Raw genomic sequence first — 12860 nt, 5'->3', positions numbered from 1 at the left:
TTGAGATGGAGGAAAAACCATGAAGCAGATATTAAATATTGGGCCAGAGGAAACAAGCCCAAGGATTCAAAACTTAATCGATGGATTATATAAAGCATTGCCGGCAGTGGAATCAGAGAGGGCTTTACTGATAACAAAGTCTTATAAAGAGACAGAAGCATTGCCGATGGTTCTTAGAAGAGCAAAAGCTCTGGAATATATTCTGGAAAATATGACGCTGGTAATTCGTGACAGTGAATTAATTGTAGGCAATCTTACGACAGCACCCAGATCCACACAGATCTTTCCGGAGTTTTCTAACAAATGGCTTTTGGATGAGTTTGATTCTCTTCCGCAGCGTAAAGGTGATGTTTTTACCATTACAGATGAAGTGAAAAATCAGCTGAAAGAGTGCTTTACATACTGGAACGGTCGTACTGTCAATGAATTGGCAACAGAATTAATGTATGATGATACAAAGACAGCTATGAATCATAATGTGTTCACTGTGGGAAATTATTATTTTAATGGCGTAGGCCATATCAGCGTTGATTATGAAAGGGTTTTAAAGAATGGTTTTTCAGGCATCATCAAAGATGCGGAGAATGCATTGGCGAACCTGGATAAAGGTTGTCCTGACTCGATTGAGAAGACCCATTTCTTAAATGCGGTAATTATTACATCAAAAGCAGCGATTCGTTATTCTGAGCGTTTTGCAGCTCTTGCTGAAAAGATGGCTGCAGAAGAAAAAGATATGAAGCGGGCTCAGGAATTGAGAGTGATTGCAGCAAACTGCAGGAAAGTTCCTGCTAATCCGGCGGAGAATTTTTATGAGGCTTTACAATCCTTCTGGGCTGTTCAGGCAATCATACAGATTGAATCCAATGGTCACTCCATTTCACCCATGCGTTTTGACCAGTATATATATTCCTATTATAAGGCAGATATCGATAATCTGAATTTGTCAAAGGAAAGAGCGCAGGAGCTTTTGGACTGCCTTTGGGTGAAGTTTAATGATGTGAACAAAGTCCGTGATACCGGATCCACCAAAGGCTTTGGCGGTTATCCCATGTTCCAGAACCTGATTGTAGGAGGGCAGGATAAGGCAGGAATCGATGCGACCAACGAATTGTCTATTGCATGCCTGGAAGCAACCCAGCATACAAAGCTTCCCCAGCCATCTATTTCAATCCGTGTTTGGAACGGTTCTCCTCATGAACTGTTAATTAAGGCTGCTGAAACTTCAAGACTGGGCCTCGGTATGCCTGCATATTACAATGATGAGGTAATCATTCCGGCATTGGTAAACAGGGGGCTTACTCTGGGAGATGCGAGAGATTATGGAATCATCGGCTGCGTGGAGCCTCAGGTCGGTGGAAAGACGGAAGGCTGGCATGATGCAGCATTCTTTAACCTGGCAAAAGTTCTGGAACTGGTGGTTTACAATGGCTGTCTGGATGGAGTGAGAATTACGCCTCAGACCGGAGAATTTACTTCCTTTACAAGCTTTGGGCAGATTCTGGAAGCTTATCAGAAACAGATGCAATACTGTGTAAGATTCCTCACCAATGCAGATAATTCCGTTGATATGGCCCATGGTCAGAGAGCGCCCCTTCCCTTTGTATCATCTATGGTAGATGATTGTATTGGAAAAGGAAAGTCGATTCAGTGCGGTGGAGCCCATTATAACTTTACCGGACCTCAGGGAGTTGGTGTTGCAAATGTGGGCGATTCTCTGATGTGCATCAAGGAACTTGTATTTGATAAGAAAAAGTATACCCTCGCCCAGATCAAACAGGCTATGGAAGATAACTTTGGCGGAACATCCTTAGAAGCCGTGGATGCAGAGATTTTAAAGGAAGTAGTACGTCGTCTGACAGAAGGAGGAAAGAGCCTGACTCCGGAACATATTGCCCGTCTTGCAGAGATTACATCCCAGGGAATAACAGGAAAGAAAGCTTCCGGTGATTACAGCAGTATGCTGGAGGATATGGAAAATGTGCCGAAGTTCGGAAATGATATTGAAGAAGCCGATGACCTGGCAAGACTTTCTGCACTGGTATATTGCCGCGAAGTAGAAAAATACAGAAATGTCAGGGGAGGACAATTCCAGCCAGGTTTATATCCCGTATCTGCTAATGTGCCAATGGGAGAACAGACTGGTGCAATGCCGGACGGAAGAAAGGCAGGAGAGCCTTTGGCTGACGGTGTATCACCTGTATCAGGAAGAGATACCAATGGACCGACAGCAGCTGCGAATTCCGTTGCACATTTAGACCATATGATTGTATCGAACGGTACATTATTCAATCAGAAATTCCATCCCTCTGCTCTTAGCGGAAGAGAAGGACTGGAAAAACTTTCAGCATTGGTACGAGGATTCTTTGATCAGAAAGGAATGCATGTGCAGTATAATGTAGTAGGTCGTGAGACTTTGGTTGATGCACAAAATAATCCCGATAAATATAAGAATCTGGTTGTCCGTGTGGCTGGATACAGCGCTCATTTCATTTACCTTGATAAGAGCCTTCAGGATGACATTATTAATCGTACAGAGCAAGTATTCTAGGAGAGTGAGAGACGGAGCATGCAGGGAATATATGAAGCGAAAGGAATAGTTTCGGAAATTCAGAGATTTTCCGTTCACGACGGACCAGGAATCAGAACCCTTGTTTTTTTGAAGGGGTGTCCGCTGCGCTGTAAATGGTGCTGCAATCCGGAGAATCTATCCAAAGAACCGCAATATATGTTTGTTCAGGGAAAACAGAAGCTGATTGGGAAGGAAATGACGGTAGAGGAAGTGATGAGGGAGATCAGGAAAGACATCATCTACTATTACCGTTCCCATGGTGGTTTAACAATCTCCGGAGGAGAAGTCCTGATGCAGCCGCACTTTGCCAGGTCTTTACTTGAGGCATGTAAGTCTGAGGGGATTTCGACCGCCATTGAGACATCTGTATTTGCGGAATATGAAGTGATTGAACAGCTTCTTCCCTGGCTTGATGTGGCACTGTGTGATATGAAGCATGTGGATGAGGATAAGCACCTGAAGTTCACGGGACTGTCAAACAGAGGGATACTGGAAAATATCAGGAAGATTGGTCTGTCTGAAACGGAACTGATTATTCGTGTACCGGTTGTTCCTGGATTCAATAATACAGAAAAGGAGATTGAAATGATCTCCACCTACGCTGCCTCCATTCAGGGAGTGAAGCGTCTTCATCTTCTGCCATATCACCGTTTGGGGGAGGCAAAATATGAAGGGCTGGGAGAAGACTATTCCTTAAAGGGAATAGAACCCATGAACAGTGAACAGATGGAAAATATGCTGAAGATTGCCAGAATGTCAGGTCTGGAATGCCAGATTGGCGGTTAAGGCAGCTTTCATAAGTTAAGTTAGAATACAATTTTATCATTTTCATCGGTATCATCCCATATTATTACAATTCTGTATACGACTTTAAAAGTCAGCTTTTCGCAATGGGCGAAGTGCTGGCTTTTTATTTAAAAGTTACTTTTTTAAATAGTTGTAATTGGCATTTGACAAAAACCTCATTGAATAGTATTATAATAAGCATATGCTCATAATTAACTAAAAGGAAAAGTGAGGTAGCAAAAATGAAGATTGCAGTTTCAGCATCTGGGGAGTATAAGGAAAGCGAGCTTGACAGAAGATTTGGCAGGTGTGATTATTTTCAGATTTACGACACTGAGACAAGCGAATACAGTGTAATCGGCAATGAAGGTGTGGCTTCAGGCGGTGGTGCAGGAATTGCAGCAGCAAGCCAGATTATTGACAAAAATGTGAATGTTATTATTACAGGAAATCTTGGGCCTAATGCATTTGAATTACTAGAAAAAGCTGATATGAAGGCATATAGCTGTGATGCTGTTCCTGTATTCAGAGCAATTGAAATGTATCAGAAGAATCAACTTTCTGAAATAAGTATTGCCGGAAGTGCCCACCATGGTATGTGACAGGAAGAGGGGAATAGCATGAAAATAGCGATCCTTAGCGGAAAGGGAGGAACAGGGAAAACCACGGTAGCAACCAATCTTGCAGTGACATTAGGTGTCAGCTACGTAGACTTAGATGTGGAAGAGCCAAACGGATTTATTTTTCTAAACCCTTCCATAAAAAATAAAGATAATGTTTATGTCCAATATCCTGTTATTGACAAAACAAAATGCGTGTTATGCGGTGTTTGTGCCAAAACTTGTCAGTTTCATGCGTTGGCTAAAGCGGGAAAAGATATTGTAGTATTTGAAAAACTCTGTCACGACTGTGGAGCATGCAAAATTGTATGTAAAACAGACGCTTTATCTTATGCAAGGCGTTCCATTGGTAAATTGGAAGGGGGAACTGCGAAAGCAATTCATTGTTACCGTGGTATCTTGAATGTAGGTGAACCAATGGCAGTACCGGTTATACAGAAATGTCTGAAAGAGTTACCCATGGAAGATCATTTCATAGACTGCCCTCCCGGCACGTCGTGCAATGTAGTAGCGTCACTTAAAATTGCAGACGCAGCCATTTTGGTTACTGAGCCATCTGAATTCGGACTTCATGATTTAAAAATGGCTGTGGAGCTTGTAAAGCTTTATGACATTCCATATGGAATCATCATAAATAAAGATGATGGACAGGAAAATATGGTAAAAAACTTTTGCCGAAAGAATGACATTACATTATTTGGAGTTATTCCATACAGCATGGAAGCTGCAGCGATATATTCAAAGGGTATTATGCTGTGCGAGGATCCATACCACAAACCAATTTTTGATAGTATGGCGCAGAGGATAAAGGGGGCGTTTGCATGGTAATATCAGTGCTAAGCGGAAAAGGTGGAACTGGTAAAACAACTGTGGTAGCGGCTTTATCTGAATTGGCCAAGAAGGTGATAAGAGTAGACTGTGATGTGGACGCGCCTAACCTTTATCTTTTTTATAAAGGAATGGATATTGAAAAGAAAAATTTCTATGGTGGCAAATGTGCGAAAATAGACAGGAATCTTTGCATCGAATGTGAAATCTGTGAAGATGTATGCAGGTTTGGAGCAATAAAAAACCTGGAAATTGACCCATTTAGCTGCGAAGGCTGTGGAGCCTGTACCTTGGTATGTCCTCAGAATGCTATTGCGTTAGTAGAAGAAAAGACGGCAGATACGTTTCTGACTAAAACAGATAAAGGTATCATATCCAGAGCTATGATGGGAATTGGAAGTGATGGATCCGGAAGGCTGGTAACTTATCTTAGAAAAAATTCAGAACGTTTTGAAGCAGATAATAATATTACAATACTGGATGGTTCACCCGGAATTGGCTGTTCAGTGATTGCATCTATTACAGAAACAGATATCGCACTCATAATTACAGAACCAACCAGATCCGGCCTTGAGGATCTGAAAAGAATTTTGGAACTCGCCGAGCATTTTAAAACCCAGGTAATGATTTGTATAAACAAATATGATATTAATCCTGATATGACATCTCAGATAGAAAACTATGCACGTAAAAAAGCTCTTTATGTAGTTGGAAAGATACCTTTTGATAAAAAGGTTATGGAATCCGTTAATACATTATGCCCAATAACAGAGTTTGAAGACAGTTCAGCAAGAATAGCCATTGAGGAAATGTGGGTTCGTATGAATAGTCTTAATAGGAGGAATTAAAAATGAAGATAGCAGTAGCAAGTGATAGAACTATGGTAAGTGGACATTTTGGACATTGTGAAGGGTTTACTCTTTATGATGCAGATAATGCTGAAGTGAAAAATAAAATATTTATACCAAACCCAGGACATAAACCAGGATATCTTCCTGTATTTTTAAAAGAGAAGAATGCAGAAGTTATTATTGCCGGCGGAATGGGAAAAACAGCACAGGATTTATTCAATGAAAATGGAATTGAAGTTGTAGTTGGGGCACAGGGAAATGCAGATGATGCTGTAAAACACTATATTGCGGGTGTATTAAAATCGACTGGAAGTGTATGTACAGAACACGCTCATGAGGGGCACTGTAATGATTAAGAAAAACAAATTGTTTGAGAGGAAAAGAATACGTTGGAGCTGCAGATAACAACTTTGATCGAAAATAATCCGTCAGATGATGGACAGTTATTATTTGAGCATGGATTATCTTTATATATTGAAGCTGACGAAAAGAAAATTCTATTTGATACCGGGCAGAGTGGCGATTTCATTAAAAATGCCAAGGCTCTTAATAAAAACATAAATGATTTAGATTTTTGTTTCATCAGTCATGGACATTATGATCACAGTGGCGGATTTGAAAAGCTTGTAAGTGAAGCTGGTAAGTTACCAACGCTTATTGCAGGAGAAGAATTCTTTAAGCCTAAATACAAAATGGCAGATACTCATGGATATAAATTTAATGGTAATTCATTTGATGAGGAATTTATATTAAAGAATCAAATTTCTTTACGAAAAGTAAAAGAAGAAATGGTATATCTGACTGAACACATTATGGTCTTTCATCATTTTATGAAGCATACAGACTATGAAAAAAGAAACAACCGATTTTTTATAAAAGAGAATACTAAGTATATTCCAGATGATTTTGAGGATGAAATTTCATTGGGGATTGTTACAGAACGAGGATTGGTTGTAATTGTTGGTTGTTCTCATGTTGGAATCGTAAACATATTAAAAACAATTTCTGAAAATGTAGATATTCCAATTTATGCTGTAATTGGCGGAACTCACTTGATTGAGGCTGATGAAGCAAGAGTTCAAAAGACAGTTGATGCCTTTAAAGAAATGAAAATACAATTAATAGCAGTATCACATTGTACCGGTGAGGAAGGAATACGCCTTATTCGTCAGGAATTAAAAGAAAAATTCTTATATAATAATACGGGAAGAGTAATTCAAATATAAATTTAGATTTTAGAAACAAAGATAATGATATTTTATAAAAGAAAGGGGTGTAAAATATACCAGGAAAAGATGGAACCGGACCGATAGGATTAGGATCAGCGGCTATTAAATCTGAATACTTTTGATGAATGGTAAATAATAATAAAAGGGAAGCTGACGATATGCCGGCTTTCCTTTTTTTTATGGTAGGGCAGTATGTGATTTAGACATTATAAATCAGCAATTCATACAAGTCCCAGCAATCTTACAGTATTTGCCACAACCATGCATACAAAAATACCAGCCGCTGTTGGAATTGCAAAGGAGACCAGTGTCCATTTTAAACTCTGGGTTTCTTTTTTTACTGTAAGGCACGTTGTTCCGCATGGCCAGTGCAGTAACGTAAACAGCATTGAACATACGGCTGTAAGCCAGGTCCAGCCGTTATTTACAAAAAGTTGATGTAATTCTGTCAGGCTATCCATATCAGTTAATGTTCCTGCTGACATGTAGCTCATAATTAAAATAGGAACTACGATTTCATTAGCTGGAAAGCCTAAAATAAACGCCATTAAAATGTACCCATCAAGACCAATGAATCTGGCGAACGGATCAAGAAAACCGGCACAATGAGCAAGCAGGCTTAGATCCCCGACATGGATATTGGCCAGTATCCAGATGACCAGTCCTGCAGGAGCTGCAACGACAATGGCTCTTCCTAATACGTAAAGTGTCCGGTCTAAAATAGAACGCAAAATGACTTTCCCAACCTGCGGCCGGCGATAGGGAGGAAGCTCCAACTGAAACGAGGAGGGCATTCCTTTAAGAATTGTCTTTGAAAGCAACTTTGAAATGAGAAGCGTCATTGCAACACCAAGCACAATAGTTCCGGTCAGCATCAGGGTAGAAATAACGGTTTGGAATGTCCCGCTGGCTGCTCCGGCAAAAAACATGGTAATGATAGCGATCAGTGTTGGAAACCGTCCATTGCAGGGAACGAAGTTATTTGTGAGAATGGCAATTAATCGTTCGCGTGGGGAGTCAATGATTCGGCACCCGATTACACCGCAGGCATTACACCCGAAGCCCATACACATAGTTAGTGCCTGTTTTCCATGGGCACAGGCCTTGCGAAAAAAATTGTCAAGGTTAAATGCCACACGCGGCAGATATCCCAAATCCTCCAGTAGTGTAAATAACGGAAAGAAGATAGCCATTGGAGGAAGCATTACGGAGATCACCCAGGCTAATGTACGGAAAATACCATCTACGAAGATTCCCCGTAACCATTCCGGCGCAGACAACCATAAAAAGAACTGGGACAGAGGTTTTTCCAGCATAAACAGTCCAGAGGAAAGAAGGCTGGAAGGAATATTGGCACCAGTAATGGTAATCCAGAAGATACCAAATAGCATCGCAATCATAATAGGGATACCAGTTATTTTTGATGTGAGTATCTTATCAATTTTGCGGTCTCGTGCTGCATATTCCTCTTTTTCAAAGGTGACGGCTTCTTTGCAGATACTCTCACAGCTCATAACAATTTTTGTAACAATTTGATCCCTGAACTGGTCGGTCTGTATCCCGGCATCTTCCATAGTGAGTTTTGCCTCTTTGAACGCCTGTGCAATTTCCTCATTTTGCAAAAGATCAAAGCCAAGATGAGTTTTTAGGGAGGTAAGAAGGCTCTCATCCCCGTCAAGTAACTTTAAAGCCACCCAGCGACGGCAGATTTGTTCACCTAAAAGATCAGCAAGAATTGGTTCCATCAGACTGACAGCAGCTTCTATTTCTTCACCGTAATCTACGTGCAGCGTATTATGCGCTGTTTCGCTTTCTGATAATTCTTTCACTGCATCCATCAAGTCATCTAATCCCTTTTTGGATCGCGCGCTGGTCCCGATTACCGGAATTCCAAGTCTTGAAGCGAGAATCTTTAAGTCAATGCTGATTTTCTTCTTTCTCGCTTCGTCCATTAAATTAACACACAATATAACGCGGTCAGTAACTTCCAGTGTCTGCAGAACCAGATTTAAGTTTCGTTCCAGGCAGGTAGCGTCAGCTACGACTACCACACTGTCAGCACCCCCAAAGCAGATGAAATCCCTGGCAATTTCCTCTTCGGTGGAATTTGCCATCAGCGAATAGGTCCCTGGAATATCTACCATGATGAAATTCGTATCTTTATATCGGTATTTTCCCTGTGCGTTGACAACGGTTTTCCCGGGCCAATTTCCTGTGTGCTGATTTAACCCTGTCAGAGCATTGAAAACTGTGCTTTTACCTACGTTTGGATTTCCTGCTAATGCGATTATCTTATCTTTTGGTGTCACCTTCTCAATATGTAAGCCGCAGTGATTTAAAACTCCCGTCCCAGTTGATGCATTGGTAAGGCCCATATAAGTTATCCTCCTAAGATAATGAAATAATATTATATCATCGATACTATGATTTTTTCAGATACATCGGATCGCAATGCAATGACAGCACCCCGAATAAGGTAGGCTGCCGGATTGCCTGTGGGACTCTTATACAGGGGTTCTATTTCAGTCCCGTCGACGATACCTAAGTCCAGCATTCGTCTTCTTATTGTACCGTCAAAAGTCAAAGCGGAAACATATGCTTTTCTTCCGAGTGGTAATTGGTTTAATGACATTTGAGTAGTTACCATATAAAATCCTCCTTAACAATTTAGTTGATATTTTAGTTCTTTTGTGTCCTCCACGTAGATTTGACAGGCTGCTTTATAACTAATTTGAATGCGTTCGCCGTTCATATCAAGGGTGAGCGGGCCTTCGTATGCAGCGGCCTCAATAATACGTACTGTACCTCCGATTACAATTCCCTTTTCCTGTAAATAGTCCAACAGCGTTTTTTCTTCCGTGACTTTTCGGATATGGGAGCTTACACCAATAGCAAGGTGGCTTAAGGGCTGCATAGGAATGAGATCAATCTGACCGTCGGGGTTAGGAATGGAACTTCCGTGAGGACAGTATGCAGGGTGATTCAGAAACTGATCAAGCCGATTAGTAAGGCGCTGCGGAGTAATATGTTCCAGCAGCTCTGCATCTTCGTGAGCCTCGCTCCAGGAGTATCCTAAGTGGCGCATCAGAAACACCTCCCAAAGCCGATGTACCCGCACTAAGGAGATGGCGGAATGCATTCCCTCCTCCGTCAGACTGGAGCCCTTGTAGGGTTCGTACCGGATCAGCCCTTCCCGCTTGAGTTTCCCCAGCATTTCTGTCACAGAGGCGGGTGAAATCTGCAGGGCTTCTGCAATTTGTTTATTGCTTACCAGCTTCTCTAAGCCACCGAGTTTATAGATAGTCTTTAGATAATCCTCTTTATTGGGTGTCATTTTATTTTCCTCCATGTATCATAAATGTGATGTCAGCGTTCCAATAAGCAAGACAAGAACTGTGACAATCAAAGTTGGTATCTTGCGGCTAAATAGCCGCTTTGTATAATTATCCATAATCTTCACCTTTTTTTAGTTGTAACATCCACGTTTTTAGGTGCACCTAAATATATTAACATAATATGCCTAAAATAGAGATAAGGCAAGTGGTTTTTAAGTAATAGAATAATAGGCTGCCAAGTTAGGGACGGGAAACACCGTTTCTTATGACTAATTTATGAAGATAAAGCATAACGTGTTACAGGAATACTTCAAAAAATGTTGTGATGGGGGAAGTGCTTATGAACAAGCCTATAGAAAACAAATTTCATACCGTACGCGGATATCAGCTGATAAAGCAAAACGAGAGCAGACTAACCCCTGCTTTGGAGGATTATCTTGAGATGACGTATCGATTGTGTTTAGAAGAGGAGTATACGCGCATTAATAAGCTATCTGAGAAATTAAATGTCAGACCATCTTCTGCATCTAAAATGGTTTCCAAACTTGTTGAATTGGATTTCTTAAAATATAATAATCTTGATAACATCCTTTTAACCACAGAAGGGAGAATAACAGGGGCCTATTTGTTGGAGCGTCACAATGTTATAGAAAGTTTTTTTACATTGATAGGAAGTGCAAATGCCTTAGAGGAAGCGGAATTGGTTGAACATACGCTATGCTCTTTTACCGTGTTCAGGATAAAAGGGATGTTGGAGTTCCTGATACAGAATCCGTCAGTTAGTCAGGAGTTAAAGTCATTTATGGACTCGTCTGCCTCTTCTTGATTTCGTGATAAAAGGTTTCTGGGTACTATTTTAGTAAAGGAGAAATATGGAAATACCCGTTTATGTTGTTACAGGGAACCTGGATTCAGGTAAAACGACCTTTTTAAACAATCTATTTGATAAAAGGAAAGTGAAAGCTTTAGTAATACAGTTTGAGGACGGGGAAGAGGACCTGATTTGCGGCTATACCGGATATCGGAAACTGATGATTCCCAGGCGGCTGTTGGACCAGCAGCAGGAGCAATACGAAGGATATACCATTACAATGACAGGATATGTACTGAAGGATACGAAAGCCTATGGAGAAAATGAGTTTGCAGTGGCTCGTCTTGCGATGACCTGCTGTGTCGCTGATCTGGCTCCTGCCGGTATTCTCTGTGATTACAGTCAAGTAAAAAGCTTAAAAGAAGATTCATGGATAACCGTAGAGGGAACTCTGAATTTAAATTACGATGATTATGATGGGCATAAATATGCGGATCCTCTTATTATGGTAACTAAAATAACTCCCGCAGAAAAAGTGGAAGGATATGTTTACCCGTATTAAAATAAAAATGATTCATTAATATGGACACGGAAGGTTGAACATCTTATAATAAAAACAAAGTAGTGTTCAACAGGGCGAAACAAATACAATAACTACTGCTAAAAAACACAAAGCTGATAAATAACAGGAATTTGGAGGTTTACGTTAATGAAACGAATTAACTACTCGGTGCAGTTCTAAAACTGACAGCAGATTGTATCGAGGTTAATTACTGGAAATTTACTTATGTTGTCAGAAACTGCACCAATCAAAATATATTTAATTTTGAAAGGAAGCAGAAAAGATGAACGCTGAAGAATTAAAAGTAATTTGGAAAAAAGAAGAGGATATAGCACATATACATGGCTGGGATTTCTCACATATTTATGGTAGATATGAGGAAGATAACAACTTACCATGGGATTACGAAAAAACAGTTAGAAACTATATAACTAGTAATTCAGAAATCTTAGATTATGATACTGGGGGCGGTGAGTTTTTACTTTCATTAAATCATCCATATAGTAGAACATCAGCAACGGAAGGTTATAAACCAAATGTAGATTTGTGCAGAGAAAAATTACTCCCCCTTGGAATAAACTTTAAGGAGTGTAATAATCCATCTGAAATACCATATGGCAATGAAATCTTTGATGTGATTATAAATCGCCATGGCGATTTCGACGCCAAAGAACTATATAGATTACTGAAAAAAGATGGCATATTTATAACAGAACAAGTCGGTGGTGAAAACGAGAGAGAATTAATAGAAATGGTTTTGCCAGGAACTAAGAAACCTTTTCCACATCTTAATCTTAGAGAACAGAGTAAAGTATTTAATAATGCAAAATTCCAACTTATTCGGGCTGAAGAAGCATATAGACCTATCAAGTTTTATGATGTTGGTGCATTTGTATGGTTTGCACACATTATAGAATGGGAGTTTCCAGATTTTTCAGTGGAAAAGTGTTTTTCACAGTTGTTACAAATGCAAAGGCTGATCGATGAAACTGGTAAAATTGAGGGAACTATACATCGATACTTAATGATTGCGATGAAATAAGTAAAGGCACGGGAATTCCCGTGCCTTTGGTTTGTATAAATATTTTTTTGTGCATAATCTGGCATTTAGAAATTTGATTCATGTACTTTTTGAAGACACGAGAAAAATAGTTGATGTCATCAAAACCAACGGACATTGCTGCTTCAGTTATGTTGCAGACTAGAGTTGCCATATTGGCTGGTTGGCCGATACGGTAGCTCTTTTTATTGGCAGTTAACATTACAAAT

The 12860-nt window shown here is 40.1% G+C and carries 14 protein-coding genes; 10 read left to right on the top strand and 4 right to left on the bottom strand.

Annotated elements, in window-relative coordinates; translation table 11 throughout:
- Positions 1 to 19: 19 nt before the first annotated feature.
- From RZO55_RS10715 to RZO55_RS10685, 7 genes are all read left to right on the top strand, one after another.
- Positions 20 to 2548, top strand: coding sequence for a glycyl radical protein (locus RZO55_RS10715; RefSeq protein ID WP_318064273.1), 2529 nt, complete (start codon positions 20 to 22; stop codon positions 2546 to 2548).
- Between the two features lie 18 nt (positions 2549 to 2566).
- Positions 2567 to 3355 (top strand): glycyl-radical enzyme activating protein, encoded by a 789-nt coding sequence (locus RZO55_RS10710; RefSeq protein WP_318064272.1) that lies wholly within the window; start codon positions 2567 to 2569, stop codon positions 3353 to 3355.
- Between the two features lie 242 nt (positions 3356 to 3597).
- Positions 3598 to 3957 carry a NifB/NifX family molybdenum-iron cluster-binding protein gene (locus RZO55_RS10705; protein WP_318064271.1) on the top strand — a complete coding sequence of 120 codons (360 nt, stop codon included), beginning with the start codon at positions 3598 to 3600 and terminating at the stop codon, positions 3955 to 3957.
- 18 nt (positions 3958 to 3975) lie between these two features.
- Positions 3976 to 4803 (top strand): nucleotide-binding protein, encoded by an 828-nt coding sequence (locus RZO55_RS10700; RefSeq protein WP_318064270.1) that lies wholly within the window; start codon positions 3976 to 3978, stop codon positions 4801 to 4803.
- Positions 4797 to 5651: an ATP-binding protein gene (locus RZO55_RS10695; protein WP_318064269.1), complete on the top strand. Its 855-nt coding sequence runs from the start codon at positions 4797 to 4799 to the stop codon at positions 5649 to 5651. Before RZO55_RS10700 ends, RZO55_RS10695 begins: the two co-directional genes overlap by 7 nt.
- Before the next feature lie 2 nt (positions 5652 to 5653).
- Positions 5654 to 6010, top strand: coding sequence for a NifB/NifX family molybdenum-iron cluster-binding protein (locus RZO55_RS10690; RefSeq protein ID WP_318064268.1), 357 nt, complete (start codon positions 5654 to 5656; stop codon positions 6008 to 6010).
- Positions 6011 to 6064: 54 nt separating this feature from the next.
- On the top strand, positions 6065 to 6880 hold the full coding sequence (locus RZO55_RS10685) for an MBL fold metallo-hydrolase (RefSeq protein WP_318064267.1): 816 nt from the start codon (positions 6065 to 6067) through the stop codon (positions 6878 to 6880).
- Positions 6881 to 7104: 224 nt separating this feature from the next.
- Here the strand turns inward: RZO55_RS10685 and feoB are convergent, their stop codons facing one another.
- The 3 genes from feoB to RZO55_RS10670 are packed head-to-tail and all read right to left on the bottom strand — an operon-like array spanning position 7105 to position 10217.
- A complete protein-coding gene (gene feoB / locus RZO55_RS10680) occupies positions 7105 to 9258 on the bottom strand; it encodes a ferrous iron transport protein B (RefSeq protein ID WP_318064266.1) in 2154 nt (717 codons plus the stop codon).
- Positions 9259 to 9290: 32 nt separating this feature from the next.
- Positions 9291 to 9530 carry a FeoA family protein gene (locus RZO55_RS10675; RefSeq protein ID WP_318064265.1) on the bottom strand — a complete coding sequence of 80 codons (240 nt, stop codon included), beginning with the start codon at positions 9528 to 9530 and terminating at the stop codon, positions 9291 to 9293.
- Positions 9531 to 9542: 12 nt separating this feature from the next.
- Positions 9543 to 10217, bottom strand: coding sequence for a metal-dependent transcriptional regulator (locus tag RZO55_RS10670; protein ID WP_318064264.1), 675 nt, complete (start codon positions 10215 to 10217; stop codon positions 9543 to 9545).
- 341 nt (positions 10218 to 10558) lie between these two features.
- On the opposite strand from RZO55_RS10670, the gene RZO55_RS10665 reads away from it, so the two are divergent.
- From RZO55_RS10665 to RZO55_RS10655, 3 genes are all read left to right on the top strand, one after another.
- Positions 10559 to 11044, top strand: a complete 486-nt coding sequence (locus tag RZO55_RS10665; RefSeq protein ID WP_318064263.1) for a metal-dependent transcriptional regulator — start codon at positions 10559 to 10561, stop codon at positions 11042 to 11044.
- Between the two features lie 46 nt (positions 11045 to 11090).
- Complete coding sequence (locus tag RZO55_RS10660) at positions 11091 to 11591, top strand: TIGR03943 family putative permease subunit (protein WP_318064262.1); 501 nt, start codon at positions 11091 to 11093, stop codon at positions 11589 to 11591.
- A gap of 283 nt (positions 11592 to 11874) precedes the next feature.
- Complete coding sequence (locus tag RZO55_RS10655; protein ID WP_318064261.1) at positions 11875 to 12633, top strand: SAM-dependent methyltransferase; 759 nt, start codon at positions 11875 to 11877, stop codon at positions 12631 to 12633.
- On the opposite strand, the gene RZO55_RS10650 is transcribed toward RZO55_RS10655, so the two are convergent.
- Positions 12599 to 12805, bottom strand: coding sequence for an AraC family transcriptional regulator (locus RZO55_RS10650; RefSeq protein WP_318064318.1), 207 nt, complete (start codon positions 12803 to 12805; stop codon positions 12599 to 12601). The two genes, RZO55_RS10655 and RZO55_RS10650, sit on opposite strands and share 35 nt — an antisense overlap.
- Between the last annotated feature and the right edge of the window lie 55 nt (positions 12806 to 12860).

This window comes from Clostridium boliviensis (genome assembly GCF_033342255.1).
GTDB lineage: Bacteria > Bacillota > Clostridia > Lachnospirales > Lachnospiraceae > Lacrimispora > Lacrimispora boliviensis.
The sequence above is the reverse complement of the archived record's forward strand: the minus strand, read 5'-3'. Positions and strand labels throughout refer to the sequence as shown.